General features: G+C 69.9%; 16 protein-coding genes. 12 read left to right on the top strand and 4 right to left on the bottom strand.

The genetic code is table 11. From position 1 onward, the window contains the following. Positions 1-34 precede the first annotated feature (34 nt). From ACFPLC_RS10405 to ACFPLC_RS10375, 7 genes are all read left to right on the top strand, one after another. A complete protein-coding gene (locus ACFPLC_RS10405) occupies positions 35-937 on the top strand; it encodes a GNAT family N-acetyltransferase (RefSeq protein ID WP_378194238.1) in 903 nt (300 codons plus the stop codon). A gap of 100 nt (positions 938-1,037) precedes the next feature. Then, the gene (locus ACFPLC_RS10400; protein ID WP_378194235.1) at positions 1,038-1,457 is read left to right on the top strand and encodes a hypothetical protein; all 420 of its coding nucleotides are present in this window, start codon (positions 1,038-1,040) and stop codon (positions 1,455-1,457) included. A gap of 31 nt (positions 1,458-1,488) precedes the next feature. Next, the gene (gene boxC, locus ACFPLC_RS10395; protein ID WP_378194232.1) at positions 1,489-3,108 is read left to right on the top strand and encodes a 2,3-epoxybenzoyl-CoA dihydrolase; all 1,620 of its coding nucleotides are present in this window, start codon (positions 1,489-1,491) and stop codon (positions 3,106-3,108) included. 5 nt (positions 3,109-3,113) lie between these two features. Further along, complete coding sequence (boxB, locus tag ACFPLC_RS10390; RefSeq protein ID WP_378194229.1) at positions 3,114-4,535, top strand: benzoyl-CoA 2,3-epoxidase subunit BoxB; 1,422 nt, start codon at positions 3,114-3,116, stop codon at positions 4,533-4,535. Positions 4,536-4,543: 8 nt separating this feature from the next. Beyond that, positions 4,544-6,088 carry a benzoate-CoA ligase family protein gene (locus ACFPLC_RS10385; protein WP_378194226.1) on the top strand — a complete coding sequence of 515 codons (1,545 nt, stop codon included), beginning with the start codon at positions 4,544-4,546 and terminating at the stop codon, positions 6,086-6,088. Then, positions 6,085-6,939, top strand: a complete 855-nt coding sequence (locus ACFPLC_RS10380; RefSeq protein WP_378194223.1) for an amidohydrolase family protein — start codon at positions 6,085-6,087, stop codon at positions 6,937-6,939. The genes ACFPLC_RS10385 and ACFPLC_RS10380 overlap by 4 nt, the downstream gene beginning before the upstream one ends. 30 nt (positions 6,940-6,969) lie before the next feature. Next, positions 6,970-7,869: a S41 family peptidase gene (locus tag ACFPLC_RS10375; protein WP_378194220.1), complete on the top strand. Its 900-nt coding sequence runs from the start codon at positions 6,970-6,972 to the stop codon at positions 7,867-7,869. Positions 7,870-7,901: 32 nt separating this feature from the next. On the opposite strand, the gene ACFPLC_RS10370 is transcribed toward ACFPLC_RS10375, so the two are convergent. After that, entirely contained in the window at positions 7,902-8,282 is a 381-nt protein-coding gene (locus ACFPLC_RS10370) for a VOC family protein (protein WP_378194217.1), read from the bottom strand. A 47-nt stretch (positions 8,283-8,329) separates the two neighbouring features. Next, complete coding sequence (locus ACFPLC_RS10365; RefSeq protein WP_378194214.1) at positions 8,330-8,776, bottom strand: MarR family winged helix-turn-helix transcriptional regulator; 447 nt, start codon at positions 8,774-8,776, stop codon at positions 8,330-8,332. A gap of 100 nt (positions 8,777-8,876) precedes the next feature. On the opposite strand from ACFPLC_RS10365, the gene ACFPLC_RS10360 reads away from it, so the two are divergent. Both ACFPLC_RS10360 and ACFPLC_RS10355 read left to right on the top strand, forming a co-directional pair. Continuing rightward, complete coding sequence (locus ACFPLC_RS10360; protein WP_378194212.1) at positions 8,877-10,016, top strand: dipeptidase; 1,140 nt, start codon at positions 8,877-8,879, stop codon at positions 10,014-10,016. A 46-nt stretch (positions 10,017-10,062) separates the two neighbouring features. Continuing rightward, the gene (locus ACFPLC_RS10355; RefSeq protein ID WP_378194209.1) at positions 10,063-10,506 is read left to right on the top strand and encodes a LapA family protein; all 444 of its coding nucleotides are present in this window, start codon (positions 10,063-10,065) and stop codon (positions 10,504-10,506) included. Between the two features lie 27 nt (positions 10,507-10,533). Here the strand turns inward: ACFPLC_RS10355 and ACFPLC_RS10350 are convergent, their stop codons facing one another. Further along, positions 10,534-11,355 (bottom strand): maleylpyruvate isomerase family mycothiol-dependent enzyme, encoded by an 822-nt coding sequence (locus tag ACFPLC_RS10350; RefSeq protein ID WP_378194206.1) that lies wholly within the window; start codon positions 11,353-11,355, stop codon positions 10,534-10,536. A gap of 83 nt (positions 11,356-11,438) precedes the next feature. Between ACFPLC_RS10350 and ACFPLC_RS10345 the strand changes: the two genes are divergently transcribed. Together ACFPLC_RS10345 and ACFPLC_RS10340 are read left to right on the top strand one after the other, a co-directional pair. Then, the gene (locus ACFPLC_RS10345) at positions 11,439-12,230 is read left to right on the top strand and encodes an Abi-alpha family protein (protein ID WP_378194203.1); all 792 of its coding nucleotides are present in this window, start codon (positions 11,439-11,441) and stop codon (positions 12,228-12,230) included. 4 nt (positions 12,231-12,234) lie between these two features. Further along, a complete protein-coding gene (locus ACFPLC_RS10340) occupies positions 12,235-13,470 on the top strand; it encodes a DUF445 domain-containing protein (RefSeq protein WP_378194200.1) in 1,236 nt (411 codons plus the stop codon). Here the strand turns inward: ACFPLC_RS10340 and ACFPLC_RS10335 are convergent. Continuing rightward, complete coding sequence (locus ACFPLC_RS10335; RefSeq protein ID WP_378194351.1) at positions 13,467-13,826, bottom strand: winged helix-turn-helix transcriptional regulator; 360 nt, start codon at positions 13,824-13,826, stop codon at positions 13,467-13,469. The two genes, ACFPLC_RS10340 and ACFPLC_RS10335, sit on opposite strands and share 4 nt — an antisense overlap. 115 nt (positions 13,827-13,941) lie before the next feature. Between ACFPLC_RS10335 and ACFPLC_RS10330 the strand changes: the two genes are divergently transcribed. Beyond that, positions 13,942-14,928, top strand: a complete 987-nt coding sequence (locus ACFPLC_RS10330; protein WP_378194197.1) for a zinc-dependent alcohol dehydrogenase family protein — start codon at positions 13,942-13,944, stop codon at positions 14,926-14,928. Positions 14,929-14,963 lie beyond the last annotated feature (35 nt).

Below are 14,963 nucleotides of genomic sequence, written 5' to 3'. Positions count from 1 at the left end.
CTGACCGGGAGCGCGTACTCCCGGAAGGATTTCCATGACCGAACTGGTCGTGCGCCCGCTCGAAGCGGGCGAAGAAGCACTGTTCACCTCCCTGCCCGACCGCGGTCTCGTCGGCCGCAAGCTGCTCGGCGACGACTTCGCGGAGATGGCGAAGAAGGGCGAGTACCGGCCCGAGTGGACGTGGGTCGCGCTGCGCGAAGGCGTCGTCGTGGCCCGGGCGGCCTGGTGGGCCAAGCCCGGCGACGAAACCCCGGTCGCGCTGGACTGGTTCGACTTCACCGACTTCGACGCGGCCGTCCACCTGCTGAAGACGGCGCCGCTGCGCGCCGAGTACGCGTTGCACACGCCACCCGCGTGGCAGGACGACCCGGACGTGGCGGCCGAAGTGAACGGCCGGGTCGAAGCGGCCGAGCGGGCGGGCTTCCGCAAGCTCGTCGAGCGCTACCGCTTCCGCTGGACGCCGGACAACGGCCTGCCGGAGAAGCCCGGCCGGCTCGAGTTCCGGCCGGAGCCGGACGACGACGTCGTCCTCGAGGTCTTCAAGCGGGTGCACGTCGGCAGCCTCGACGCGCACGTGCGGAAGACCGTCGAAGAGCAGGGCCTCGACGCGGCCGCGCGGGAGGACCTCGACATCATGAAGTGGATGCCGGGTCCGCGGGACTGGTGGCGGCTGGCGTACACGCCCGAAGGCGAGCTCGTCGGGCTCGTCCTGCCCACCCGCAACGTCTACGACCCGGTGATCGGCTACGTCGCCGTGGTGCCGGAGCACCGAGGCCGGGGCTACGCGTACGACCTCCTGGTCGAGGCGACGCACGACCTCGTCGGCTACGGCGCGGACCGGATCGTCGCGGGCACCGACGTCGGCAACGTCCCGATGGCCAAGGCCTTCGCCAAGGCGGGCTACCCGGTGACGCAGCACCGCATCGACCTGGCGTGAGGACAACTTTCATAGGGAAAGTGACGATGGCACTTTCCCTATGAAAGTTCCGCGCGGTAGCCTCGTTGTCGCTAGAGCGATCTATCAAATGGGGGCTGCGATGGGGTTGACGACGCTTCGGGTGATTCTCGGCTTTTCGCTGCTCAGCACGGCGACCCACTACGCGCACAACGCCCTCCGGTACGCGGACTACCCGCAGCTGCCGGGCATCACGCCGCTCGCCGGCGGCATCACCGTCGCCGTCGCCTGGGTGCTGCTCACGGCGTTCGGCTGGTTCGGCTACCGCGCGTACACGCAAGGCCGCTACCACCGGGCGCTGGCGTTCCTCTTGGTCTACTCGCTGGCCGGGATGATCACGCTCGGCCACTTCCTGACCGGCGTCCCGCAGATCCCGGCGTTCTGGTTCGCGACGATCTTCACCGACGCCGCGGCCGGACTCGCCCTGTGGGTGTTCCTCACCTGGGCCTGGACCACGCTCAACCGGGTGACCACGCGAGATCAAGTTTCTACACAACATTGACGCTCGTTTGGCTCATGTAGACAATCGAGAGGTGACCACCACCACACCGGTTGCCTTCGACCGCCGTCCGGACGAGTACCGCCACTGGCGCCTGCGGGTCGACGGGGAGGTGGCCTGGCTCGAGCTGGACGTCGACGAGCAGGGCGGGCTGGTCCCGGGGTACGAGCTCAAGCTCAACTCCTACGACCTCGGCGTCGACATCGAGCTGTACGACGCCACGCAGCGGCTGCGGTTCGAGCACCCCGAGGTCCGTGTGGTCATCGTGACCAGCGCCAAGGACAAGGTGTTCTGCGCCGGCGCGAACATCCGCATGCTCGCCGCGTCGGAGCACCACTGGAAGGTCAACTTCTGCAAGTTCACCAACGAGACCCGCAACGGCATGGAGGACGCCACCGAGCACTCCGGCCAAACGTACGTGGCCGCGGTGAACGGCACCTGCGCCGGCGGCGGCTATGAGATCGCGCTGGCCTGCGAAAAGATCTTCCTGATCGACGACAACTCCTCGACCGTCGCGCTGCCGGAGGTCCCGCTGCTCGGCGTGCTGCCCGGCACCGGCGGCCTCACGCGGCTCGTCGACAAGCGGCGGGTGCGCCGTGACCTCGCCGACGTCTTCGCCACGCGCCCGGACGGCGTCAAGGGCAAGACGGCGGTCGACTGGCGCCTGGTCGACGAGCTGGTGCCCCGCCAGGACTTCCGCGAGAAGGTCCTGGAGAAGGCGCGGGAACTCGCGCGGAGGTCCGAGAAGCAAGCGGACTACGGGATCGAGCTGACCCCGTTGGAACATCGCTATGTCGACACGGTGATCGAGAAGAACCAGGTCACGATCACCATCAAGGGTCCCGAGAACGACCCCGGTGACCTGCATGAAGAGGGCGCGGGAGGCTGGTTCCTCGCCATGACCCGCGAGCTCGACGACGCCATCCTGCGGCTGCGCACCAACGAGGTCGAAGCCGGGACGTGGATCCTCCGGACCCAGGGCGACCCGGCGAAGGTGCGGGCGCACGAAGAGGCCGTGCTGGGCCAGAAGGACTGGCTCGCGAACGAGATCGCGCACTACTTCAAGCGCACGCTCAAGCGCCTCGACGTCACCAGCCGCAGCCTGATCGCCCTCATCGAACCGGGCAGCTGCTTCACCGGCGCGCTGCTGGAAATCGCCCTGGCCGCGGACCGCCAGTACATCCTGGACGGCCCGCCGATCGACGACGAAGACTCCGAGGAACGCGCCTCCATCGAGCTGACCGACGCCAACTTCGGTGCGTTCCCGATGGGCAACGGCCTCACCCGCCTCCAGGCGCGCTTCTACGGCGACGACGACCACCTCGCCTGGCTCGCCCGCGAGAAGAACCGGGCGCTGACCCCGGCCGAAGCCCTCGAACTCGGCCTGGTCACCGACGCCCCGGACGACCTCGACTGGGAGGACGAGATCCGCATCGCCCTCGAAGGCCGTGCCTCGCTGAGCCCCGACGCGCTCACCGGGATGGAGGCCAACCACCGGTTCGTCGGTCCCGAGACCATCGAGACCAAGATCTTCGGCCGGCTGGCGGCTTGGCAGAACTGGATTTTCACCCGGCCGAACGCATCCGGGCCGGAAGGCGCGCTGCGCCGCTACGGTACGGGACAGAAGGCCGTCTTCGACAGGAAGCGGGTCTAGCGCAGATGCCCGAGAAGATCGACTACGACGCCAAGATCCCCAACAACGTCAACCTCTCCGAGGACCGGCGATTGCAGCGCGCCTTGGAGGGCTGGCAGCCGAAGTTCATGCACTGGTGGGGCGAGATGGGGCCGACGCTGGAGACCCAGGGCGTCTACCTGCGCACCGCGGTCAGCGTAGGGCGGGAGGGCTGGGCGCACTTCGACCACGTCAACGTCCCGGACTACCGCTGGGGCATTTTCCTCGCCGAGCGCGACCCGGACCGCCGGATCGCCTTCGGGGAGCACAAGGGCGAGCCGGTGTGGCAGCAGGTGCCCGGCGAGTACCGCGCCGACCTGCAGCGGCTGATCGTCATCCAGGGCGACACCGAACCGGCGTCGGTCGAGCAGCAGAAACTCCTCGGCCTGACCGCGCCGAGCCTGTACGACCTGCGGAACCTGTTCCAGGTCAACGTCGAAGAAGGCCGGCACCTGTGGGCGATGGTGTACCTGCTGCACGCCTACTTCGGCCGCGAAGGCCGCGACGAGGCCGAAGGGCTGCTGCTGCGCAACTCGGGTAGTCCCGACGCGCCCCGCATCCTCGGCGCCTTCAACGAGGAAACCGCCGACTGGCTGGCGTTCTACATGTTCACCTACTTCACCGACCGCGACGGGAAGTACCAGCTCGGCACGCTCAAGGAGTCTTCCTTCGACCCGCTCTCGCGCACGTGCGAGTTCATGCTGAAGGAAGAGGCGCACCACATGATGGTCGGCACCACCGGAGTCGACCGCGTGGTGACCCGCAGCGCCGAGCTGATCCGCGAGCACGACACGTACGACATCGGCCCGCTCGGCGGCATCCCGCTGGACATCATCCAGAAGTACATCAACTTCCACTACACGGTGTCCCTGGACCTGTTCGGCAGCGAGACGTCGACGAACGCGGCGAACTACTACACCGCCGGGCTCAAGGGCCGCTGGCAGGAGACCCGCCGCAAGGACGACCACAAGCTCACCGAGGACGCCCGCACGCTGGAGCGGCCGAACGCCGACGGCACCTGGACCACCGAGGAGCTGCAGGCGATCCTGTTGCTGAACCTCGACCTGCGCAGCGAGTACGTGGCCGACTGCCAGACCGGCGTGAAGCGCTGGAACAAGATCCTCTCCGACGCCGGCGTCGACTTCACGTTCCGGTTGCCGCACCCTGGCTTCAACCGCGAAGTGGGCATAAACTCCGGCCACCACGTCACTCCCGACGGCACCATCGTCGACGAGGCGACCTGGGAGGCAGGCAAGCGCAAGTGGCTGCCCACGACCGAAGACCTCACGTTCGTGCGTTCGCTGATGCGCCCGGTGTACGAGCGGGGGAAGATCGCGAGCTGGGTCGCGCCGCCGCGGCAGGGCATCAACGGCAAGCCCATCGACTACGAGTACGTGTACCTCACGTAGGAGGCCTGGTGGCGACAGGGTTCAATGCCGCGGAGTACCTGCTCTCGGCCGGGCACCCGGACGCGACCGCGGTCGTGTCGCCCCGCCGCTCGCTCACCTACGCCCAGCTCGCGTCGGAGTCCCGGCGCGTCGCCGGCGGCCTGCTCGAACTCGGGGTGCGGCCCGAGGAGCGGGTCATGTTCTGCATGGTCGACGACGTCGAGCTGCTCACCGGCATCCTCGGCGCGATGCTGGCCGGCGCGGTCGCCGTCCCCGTCTCGACCATGGTCACCGGGCCCGAGCTGGGCCAGGTGCTGGCCGACTCGCGGGCGCGCGTGCTGTGCGTGTCCGGGGAGTTCGCCGGCCAGGCGCTGACGGCGTTGACGCTCGCCCCCGAGGTCACCGACGTCGTGCTCGACCGCTGCGACCCGGCCGGGTTCGGCGTCCGGACGCACGACTGGCCGTCGCTGTCCGGACCGGTCCCAAGTGGACGGACGTGGGCGGACTCGCCCGCGTTGTGGCTGTACACGTCGGGGACGACCGGGCAGCCGAAGGGCGCGATGCACCGGCACGCGAGCATCCGCGCGGTCTGCGAGACCTACGCCCGTGGCGTGCTGGCGACGACGAGCGAGGACCGGTTCCTGTCCGTGCCGAAGCTGTTCTTCGCCTACGGGCTCGGGAACTCGTGCTTCTTCCCGCTGGGTGCGGGCGGTACGACGCTGCTCGAGCCTTCGCGGCCGACACCTGTGTTGTTCGCTTCACGCGCTCGCGAGGAGAAGCCGACGCTGTTCTTCGCGGTCCCGACGTTCTACGCGGCGCTGCTCGCCAGCGATGTCCCGGACGACTCGTTTTCTTCGGTGCGGTACGCGGTTTCGGCGGGCGAGCCGCTGCCCGCGTCCCTGTTCGAACGGTTCCGCGCCCGCTTCGGGCTGGAGATCCTCGACGGCATCGGGTCCACCGAGGCGCTGCACATCTTCCTGTCGAACCAGCCGGGTTTGGTGCGGCCGGGCAGCACCGGCGTCCCGGTGCCCGGGTATTCCGTGCAGCTGCGCGACGAGACCGGGGCCGTCATCGACGCCGCCGGGAAGCCGGGCGAGCTGTTCGTGGCCGGGCCGTCGACGGCGACCGGCTACTGGGCGCGGTACGACGCGACGAAGCTCGTCTTCCAGGGCGAGTGGCTGCGGACCGGCGACAGCTACGTCCGAAACGAAGACGGCACCTACAGCTGCCTGGGCCGGTTCGGGGACATGCTGAAGTCGGGCGGGATCTGGGTGTCACCGTCCGAAGTGGAGGAACGGCTGCGGCAGCACCCGGCGGTGGCCGAGGTCGCCGTGGTCGCCGCGCCGGACGCCGACGGCCTCGACAAGCCCGTCGCGTGCGTGGTGCCCGCCCCCGGGTTCGCGGTCGACCCGGCCGAGCTGATCGAGTTCTGCCGCGAGGGCCTGGCGGCGTTCAAGCGCCCGCGCGGGGTGGTCGAACTGCCGGAGCTGCCGAAGACGGCGACCGGCAAGATCCGCCGCAACGTGATCCGCGAGCTGGTCCGCGATTCGCTGCGCACGGTACCGAGCCCGTGATCGACGGGCACTTCGTGGTCGACGCCCACGTCCACACGCCGCGGCTGCCGACGCTGAAGCCGGCGTGGCTGCAGTGGGCGCACGACTTCGCCGGGGCGTACCCGTGGCGTTCGGTGTACTCCGATTCCGGGGAGGTCGTCCCGTCCGCAATGGACGAACTGATGGAGTCCGAAGGCGTCGACCGCGTGCTGTTGTTCTGCGAGTACAGCCCGCGCGCGACCGGGATTCAGCCGATCGAGGACAACCTGCCGCTGGTGGCGTTCAACCCGGAGCGGTTCCGGCTGGTGGCGAACGTGAACCCGTACGTGCACCACCCGGCCGCGGCCGAGGTGGCGCGGCAGCTCGACCTGGGCGCGGTGGCGCTGAAGATCCACCCGGTGCACGGCGCGTTCTCGCCGGCGGACAAGGAGCTGTACCCGGTTTACCAGCTGTGCCTCGAACGCGGGGTGCCGGTGATCCTCCACTCGGGAACGTCGAGCTTTCCCGGCTCCCGCACCAGTTTCGGCAACCCGGAGCTGCTGTCCGACGTGGTCGAGGACTTCCCGGCCCTGCAGTTCGTCTTCGCCCACGGCGGTCGTGGGTGGTGGTACGACGTGGCGGCGTTCCTGGCGCTGGCGCGCGAGAACGTGTGGCTCGACCTCGCCGGGCTGCCGCCGAAGAAGCTCCCGGAGTACTACCAGCGCTTCGACCTGACGCGGCTGGCGGGGAAGTTCGTGTTCGGGACGGACTGGCCGGGCGTGCCTTCGGTGGCCGCGAACGTCCGGACGCTGGCCGGGCTGGGGCTGCCCGAGGACGTGCTGAGCGGGGTCTTGTCGGGAAACGCGATCAAGCTGATGCCGTCACTGGCGTAACCTGGCCCGTATGGGGGCCGGCTTTCGCTCGTGGTTGCCGCGCTCGTGCTGTTCTTCGCGGGTGGTGCCGCTGGAGTACGGCCGCACACCCCGGCCGAGTTCCTGAGCCGGACGATCGCGCTGATCCGGGCGCAGTCCATCGACGCCGCCCGAGTCGACTGGCCCCGCGTCGAAGCGCGGGCGGCCTACCTCGCGCGGGGCGCGCGAGCCGACGTCGGGACGTTGACGGCACTGCAGTACGTCATCAGCCAGCTGGACGACCCGCACACGATGCTGGTGCACCCGGGGCAGGAGGTGGCTTCGACGACGGAGGTTCCCTCGGTGCGGACCGAAGGAGGTGTCGCGGCCCTGCGCATCCCCGGCGTGGCCGCGGACGAAGCCGTGAACCGCCGCTACGTCGAAACCGGGTTCGCCGCTTTGAGCGGAGTCCCGCCGGTCTGCGGTTGGATCGTCGACCTGCGGGCGAACACCGGAGGGGCGATGTTCCCGATGCTCACGGTGCTCGCCCCGCTCCTCGGCGACGGCCCGGTCGGGTCGTTCGTCACCCCGGACGGCACCCGGACGGTGTGGGAAATCCACGACGGGCAGATGTGGCTGGACGGCCGGTCCATGTCCCTCCGGCCCAACCCCGTGCGGCTGCCGCGCCGGCCGGTCGCGGTGCTGACTTCCGGCGACACAGCCAGTTCCGGGGAAGCGACACTGGTGGCGCTGCGCGGGGTCTCGCGCTCGTTCGGCGCTCCGACGGCGGGGTTCGCGACCGCCAACGTGGCCGTCGACCTCGGCGGCGGGGTCACGTTGCTGCTCACCACGGCCCGAGACGCGGACCGGGCGGGGCGGGTCTACGGCAACACCCCGATCCCGCCCGACCAGCCGGCTGCCGATGCCGATGCCGCGGCGAAGGAGTGGCTGCGCACGCGGGGGTGCCGGTAGACCCGGGCGGCACCCCCCGCGCCCCCAGAAGGTCAGCCCATGACCTCGTGCAGGCAGAGCACGTTGCCCTCGGAATCGGTGAACCAGGCCGCGCGCTCGTTGCCCAGCTGCGCGATGTGGTCCACCGTGCGAAGGCCCTCCATCTCGAAGTCCTGGAACCGCACGCCGCGGTCTTCGAGGGCTTTGACTTCGCCGGGCAGGTCGCCGACCTCGAAGCTCAGTGCCGTGTTCTCGCTCTGCGAGCCCTCCGGCATCGGGCGGAGGCCGATGGCGCCGCCGGCCGCCGCGAAGTAGAGGGTGCCGTCCTCGCCGCGCCCCGTCTGCTTCAGGCCCAGGGAGTCCGCGTAGAAGTGGCCGGCGCGTTCACTGTCGGTCACCGGAAGCATGGTCGTGATGGTCGATTCGGTCAGCATGGCTTTCATGGTGCGCCGTGCCGGGCACCGGACGTGACCTCGACTTTTCAACGGTCGGCGTTGAACGCGCGCAGTGTCCGCATCGCTTCCGCCAGTGCTGGAGCGTCGTCGCCCAGCGGTGTCAGCACGATGCGGCGCAGGATGTCCGCCGCCGCCGCGCGGGCCTTGTTCGCCACGTCCAGGCCGTGCTCGGTCAGCGAAGCGAACGTGACGCGCCGGTCGTCGGGGCTGGGGATCCGGCAGATCAGGTCGGCCGCCACCAGGCGGTCCGCCACCTTGGTGAAGCCGCCGCTGGACAGCGCCGCCTCGGTGGCCAGGCGGGTCATCGGCATCCGATGGTCCGGCGAGCGGACGAGCCGCAGCAGGATGTCGAACGACGCGGGCGCGAGCCCGAAGCGGTCGGCGATCTCGCCCATCAGCCTGTCCTGGGTGGCCAGGTAACCCTCGATGACCAGGCCCCACCAGGTGACGATCTCGTCGTCGTCGGTGTCCACGGGCTGGAGTTTACCGCCACACCTCGCCGGATTATTTCTTCCGGAGAAGATGTCAGCCCGTTTGTACGAACCGTGTACCCGTCGTCCCTACGATCGGGCGATGACCAACGAGGCACTACAGCGTGCTACCAAACTGCTGGACGCCGTCATCCTCGCCGACGGGCACAACGACCTGCCGTGGGAGCTGCGGCAGCACGGTGGCCCGAACCCGGTGGAGGCGGCCGCGTCCCTCGACCTGACCGTGCGGCAGCCCGCCCTGCACACCGACTTCCCGAAGCTCGCCGACGGCAAGCTCGGCCTGCAGTTCTGGTCGGTGTACGTGCCCTGCGAGTTCGAGGGCCACAGTGCCGTGACCGCCGTTCTGGAACAGGTGGAGGTCGTCCACCAGCTGGTCGAGCGCTACCCCGACCGGCTGCGGCTGGTCACCACCGCGGACGAGGCCGAGGCCGCCTTCGCCGACGGCCGGATCGCGTCGCTGCTCGGGGCCGAGGGCGGGCACAGCATCGCCGAATCGATCGGTGTGCTGCGGATCTTGCGGCGCCTCGGCGTCCGCTACATGACGCTGACGCACAACTTCAACACCACCTGGGCCGACTCCGGCACCGACGAGCCGGCCCACGGCGGGCTCACCGAGTTCGGCCGCGACATCGTGCGCGAGATGAACAAGATCGGGATGATGGTCGACCTCTCGCACGTCGCGCCGTCGACGATGCGGGCGGCGATCGAGGTCAGCTCGGTGCCGGTGATCTTCAGCCACTCCTCCTGCACCGCGGTGAACGACCACCCCCGCAACATCCCCGACGACGTCCTGGCGAAGCTGCCCGGCAACGGCGGCGTCGCGATGATCACCTTCGTGCCCGCGTTCGTCTCGCCGAAGGTGGCCGCCTGGAACGAACGGCTCGAGGCCGCGATGGCCGAAGCCGGGCTCGAGTACCGCAACCTGAGCCAGCGCGGCGAGTTCGTCAAGCAGTGGGACGGCCCGCCGAAGCCGCTCGCCACGGTCGAGGACGTCGTCGCGCACGTCGAGCACGCCCGCGAGGTCGCCGGCATCGACCACATCGGCCTCGGCGGCGACTACGACGGCGTCGGCTCGCTGCCGGAGGGGCTGGAGGACACGTCCAAGTACCCGGTGTTGTTCGCCGCACTGCTCGAGCGCGGGTGGAGTGAGGACGACTGCGCGAAACTGGCCGGGCGGAACACGCTGCGCGTCCTGCGCGAGGTCGACGGTTTCGCCCGTTAGGGGGTTTGAGACGGCGCTCCCCGCGCAGCGGACGGACACTGGGCACATGACGCACGCGCGCGGGGGCGCGGCCGACCGCCCCACCGGTCCCGGCCTACCCGGAAGCGGCCACCACGAGCCGGGTGGCCCCGAGGTGCCCGAGGGCGCCCTGGAACCCGCCGAACTGCGGGCCGGTGACGTCCGGCCCGGCGCCGAGGAGGTCACGCCGGTCCGCCCGGCACCCGGCAGGCCCGCCACGGCCAAGAGGGCGCGGCCGACGCGGATCAGCGGCACCTGGGTCGCGGTCATCGCCGGCCTGGTCGTGCTGATCGTGCTGCTGATCTTCATCCTGCAGAACCTGGACTCGGTGACCGTGCACTTCTTCGGCGCCGAAGGCAGCCTGCCGCTGGCCATCGCCATGCTGTTCTCGGCGATCGGCGGCGCGGCGCTGGTCGCGCTGATCGGCGGGGCCCGGATCCTGCAGCTGCGGAAGCAGGCCCGCCGCCGCTGAAGCGGCACTTTCATAGGGAAAGTGCCCTCAGACGATGATCGAGGTCATCGTCAGGACCTGCGCGCAAACGTTTTCGTCCCCGGTGGTCCGCACCCGGCCGAGGTCCGCCGCGTTGCGCGTGCAGAGCCGCCAGAACGTGTCCAGGTCCGTCGTCACGGTGGCCAGCGGGGTGCGCGACGGCGGCGCGCCGCGGTCCAGCACCCAGCCGTCACGCTCGCGGCGGGCGTACCACTTGCCCTGGCCGGTGACCGTGTAGCCGACCTGCTTGCCGACGCGGGCGTCGACGTCACGCAAGGTGTAGGGCAGCGCCCGGACGAACGTGTCGGCGATCGGCTCGGCGTACTCCGCCTCCAGCGGCGTGTGCTCCAGGGCCTCGCGGATCTGCACGTGGTGGACCCAGAACTCCGAATAGTCGCGGGCGGCGTCCAGCCAGCGCGGGGCGGGCTCGTCACCGGCCCAGCTCACCGGGATGCCGGGGACGTCGAGGTCCAGCTGCGCCCAGTACTCGGTCGTCTGGCCCATGAACTCGTACAGCATCGTGAGCAGGACGTCCGTCGAGAGCCGGCGGCACGCGACGACCCACTCCTCGTTGATCCGGTCGATGAACCGCGGGAACGCCTCACCCGGCCGGGGGCCTTCGGACGCGTGGCCGTCGCGGCCGCGGGACAGCCGCCCGACCTTGTCACCCAGCAGGTGGGCGGCGACGTCCTTGACCGTCCAGCCGGCGCACATCGTCGGCCGCGTCCAGTCCTCTTCGGTGAGCGCGCCGAGCAGCGTCAGCAGTGCCTGTTCTTCCTTCGAGAAGTACGGGAGGACGTCGATCGGCGGGCCCCAGCGCGTCGGACTCATGCGCCCATCCAACACGCAAGTCACACCTCCATTCGGCCTACCCGCAGGTAGCATCAGCCGCGTAAGCAGAGGGGAGTCCGCCGGTGAACGCAGAGCGACCGAACGGCCGGGGTGCCGCCGACGACGTGGCCGACCTGGCCCGCCGCGCCGGTCAGCTGGCGGGCTGGGCCGCGCGCACCGGCTTCGCCATCGGCCGCAAGCTGCCCGGCGTCGAGACCGCCGAGCGCGGCGTCCGGCAGGTGGAGCGCCAGCTGCTGACCGAGCTGCGCCGACGGCTCGACGAGGTCGACGACCCGTACCACGCGGCGCTCACCGCGGCGTCGGCGATGAACCGCCCGGCGGTGCCCGGCAAGGTCGAAGCCGCCGTCACCCTCGTGCCGGTGCGCGACAACCGCGCCGAGCCGCTGCGCGCGGCGATGGCCGAGCTGCTCAACCACTCCGTCGGCTTCGGCCGCGAACGCGCCCGCGAGTACTTCTACGCGATCATCCTGCGCCAGCTGACGCCCGACGAGGCGCGGATCCTGTCCGCGCTGTCCGACGGCTCACCGTTCCCCGCCGTCGACGTCGTCGAACGCACCGGCCTCGGCGGCAACGGCCGGGTCGTGCTGCGCAACGCCTCGACGGTCGGCAAGGCGGCCGGGGTGTCGCTGCCCGACCAGGTGCCCGGCTACGTCACCCGGCTGATCGGGCTCGGCCTGGTCGACCTCGACGAAGAGGTGCCTTCGCTGGAGACGCAGTACGAGATCCTGCTGACCGACGAGACGGTGCGCGAGGCCGAGAAGCACGTCCGGCGCGCGAAGTTCGTCCGGCGCACGATCCACGTCTCGCGCCTCGGCGCGCAGTTCTGGCAGGCCTGCGACCCGAGCCTGGGTTAGCGGGATGGGGGCCTTCTTCGGCGGCATCGTCGCCGACTTCGCCCGGCACTGGCCCCTCTACGTCTCGATCCCGGTCGTCGCGGCGCTGATCGGCTACGGCACGAAGCTCGTCGCGATCCGGATGATGTTCCAGCCGGTGGAGTTCATCGGCGTCAAGCCGTTCCTGGGCTGGCAGGGCATCGTGCCGAAGCGTGCCGCCCGGATGGCGAGCATCGCCTGCGACACGATGACCGAGCAGCTGATCAAGCCGGCCGAGGTCGTCGCGCGGCTGGACGCCGGGCGGATCGCGAAGGAGATCGAGAAGCCGCTGCTGGCCGGTGTCGAGGACATCGTCCGCGAGGTGGCCGGGCACTACCAGCCGGGACTGTGGGAGTCCCTGCCGGTCCGGGTGCAGCGGCTGGTGATCGAGCGCGTCCAGCACGAGTCGCCGCGGATGGTCGCGGCGGTGCTCGACCTGATCAAGTCCGATGTGGACAGCGTGTTCGACCTCAAGGGCATGGTGGTCACCAGCCTGGTCAAGGACAAGCGGCTGCTGAACCGCATCTTCCAGGAAGCGGGCGCGCGGGAGTTCAAGTTCATCGCCCGGTCGGGCCTGGTGTTCGGCGGCGCGATCGGTGTCGTGCAGATGGTGGCGTGGGTGCTGTTCAAGTTCCCGCCGATCATGCCGTTGTTCGGCCTGTTCACCGGCTGGTTCACCGACTGGCTGGCGCTGCGGATGATCTTTTACCCGATCGAGCCCCGCCGGTACTTCGGAGTGCAGTGGCAGGGCCTGTTCCTGAAGCGGCGCGCGGAGGTCGCGGAGGCGTACGGGTCGTTGATCGCGAAGGAGATCATCACCCCACACAACGTCATCGAGGCGATCCTGCACGGGCCGCTGGCGGACCGGGTGCTGGCCCTGATCCAGCGGCAGCTCGACCGGGAGCTGGGCAGCGTCGCGAGGCCGCTGCTGGTGTTCGCCGTCGGCAGCCGCAAGTACCAGGACATGAAGCTGACGATCGCGTCGCAGATCATGGCGCGCCTGCCGGAGACGATGCGGTACATCGAGGACTACGCGACGGACGCGATGGACATCCGGAACGTGCTCGTGTCCAAGATGAAGCAGCTGTCACCGAAGGAGTTCGAGCGGTTGCTGCGGCCGGCTTTCGAGCAGGACGAGTGGATTCTGATCGCGACGGGCGCGGTGCTGGGCTTCATGGTCGGTGAGGCGCAGGTGCTGCTCTTGGAGCACCTGGCGGCTTAGGCGAAGTCGTACGCTCGCCGCGCCTCGGCGACCTTCGCCCGGTGCTTCGCCGCCCACGCCGACAACGCGTGCAGCGGCTCGTCCAGCTCGGCCGCGTGCGGTGTCATCGTGTACTCGACCCGGGGTGGGACCTCGGGGTAGACCATCCGCGTCACCAGCCCGTTCCGCTCCAGACCGCGCAGGGTCAGCGACAGCATCCGCCGGGACACGCCGGTGAGCGCCCGTTCCAGTTCGCTGAACCGGCGGGGGCCCGCACCCAGCTGGACCAGGACCCGGATCGCCCACTTGTCGCCCACCAGGTCCAGGACCTCGCGCAGGGAGCACGTCTCCGCGGAAGGAATTTCGCCGTTGTCCACCGTCGTGACCTCATTCGTAACAGGCATGTGCCGTCGTATCAGGAAAGTGCCGTCTTCCTGCGGAAACGCCACTGGTCCACGATCGATTCCGGCAAGCACCGGAAAGGAAGCACGAATGACGAAGACAGTGCGGTTCGCGGCCGAAGGCGGACCGGAAGTGCTGGAACTGGTGGACGTCGACCTCGGCGAGCCGGGCCCCGGCGAGCTGCGGCTGCGGGTCGAGGCGATCGGGCTCAACCGGGCCGAGGCGATGTTCCGCTCCGGCAGCTACTTCGAACGCGCCGGTGAGTTCCCCGCCAAGCTCGGCTACTCCGCGTCCGGAGTCGTCGAAGCGCTCGGCGAGGGCGTCACCGGGTTCGAGATCGGCGAAGCCGTCAGCACGGTGGCGGGCTTCTCGATGCGGGACTACGGCGTTTACGGCGAGGGCGCGATCGTCCCGGCGTCCGCCGTCCTCCGGCGCCCGGAAGGGCTCGACGCCGTCGAAACCGTCGCGTTGTGGGGGCCGTTCCTCACCGCGTACGGCGCACTCGTCGACGAAGGGCACGTACGGCCCGGCGACTTCGTGCTGATCACGGCGGCTTCCAGCAGCGTCGGGCTGGCGACGATCGACGTCGCCAACCACCTCGGAGCCATCCCGATCGCTGCCACGCGGACCGCGGCCAAGAGGCAGCGCCTCCTCGACGCCGGGGCCGCGCACGTGATCGTCACCGACGAGGAGGACATCGCCGAGCGCACGCTCGAAATCACCGGCGGCGGGGGCGCGGAGTTCGTCTTCGACGCCGTCGCCGGCGAGGGCGTCCGCAAGCTGGCCGCGGCCACCGCCAAGGGCGGGGCGCTCGTCGTCTACGGCGCGCTCGACACGAAGGAAACACCGTTCCCGCTGTGGTTCGTGCCGACCATGCGGTTGTTCAACGCGTTCGACCTCACGCTGGACCCGGCTCGGCTGGTCCGCGCGGAACACTTCGTCCGCGCCGGCGTGCGGGCGGGCACGTTCCGGCCGCGCGTGGACCGCCGCTTCGACCTCGCGGACATCGCCGGAGCACACCGGTACCTCGAGGCGAACGGCCAGTTCGGCAAGGTGGTCGTCACCGTCGGCGGCTGAGCGGGTGAACAACTCCACCCGAACGGCCGTACCAG

It is taken from the genome of Amycolatopsis plumensis, from assembly GCF_042652605.1.
Lineage (GTDB): Bacteria > Actinomycetota > Actinomycetes > Mycobacteriales > Pseudonocardiaceae > Amycolatopsis > Amycolatopsis plumensis.
The sequence above is the reverse complement of the archived record's forward strand: the minus strand, read 5'-3'. Positions and strand labels throughout refer to the sequence as shown.

Bases quoted from the DNA above. Each gene is read 5' to 3' on its own strand.
- ACFPLC_RS10370 (WP_378194217.1), bottom strand. From the start codon at position 8,282: ATGCTGACCGAATCGACCATCACGACCATGCTTCCGGTGACCGACAGT.
- ACFPLC_RS10405 (WP_378194238.1), top strand. From the start codon at position 35: ATGACCGAACTGGTCGTGCGCCCGCTCGAAGCGGGCGAAGAAGCACTG.
- ACFPLC_RS10355 (WP_378194209.1), top strand. From the start codon at position 10,063: ATGACGCACGCGCGCGGGGGCGCGGCCGACCGCCCCACCGGTCCCGGC.
- ACFPLC_RS10340 (WP_378194200.1), top strand. From the start codon at position 12,235: ATGGGGGCCTTCTTCGGCGGCATCGTCGCCGACTTCGCCCGGCACTGG.
- ACFPLC_RS10330 (WP_378194197.1), top strand. From the start codon at position 13,942: ATGACGAAGACAGTGCGGTTCGCGGCCGAAGGCGGACCGGAAGTGCTG.
- boxB (WP_378194229.1), top strand. From the start codon at position 3,114: ATGCCCGAGAAGATCGACTACGACGCCAAGATCCCCAACAACGTCAAC.
- ACFPLC_RS10400 (WP_378194235.1), top strand. From the start codon at position 1,038: ATGGGGTTGACGACGCTTCGGGTGATTCTCGGCTTTTCGCTGCTCAGC.
- ACFPLC_RS10360 (WP_378194212.1), top strand. From the start codon at position 8,877: ATGACCAACGAGGCACTACAGCGTGCTACCAAACTGCTGGACGCCGTC.
- ACFPLC_RS10350 (WP_378194206.1), bottom strand. From the start codon at position 11,355: ATGAGTCCGACGCGCTGGGGCCCGCCGATCGACGTCCTCCCGTACTTC.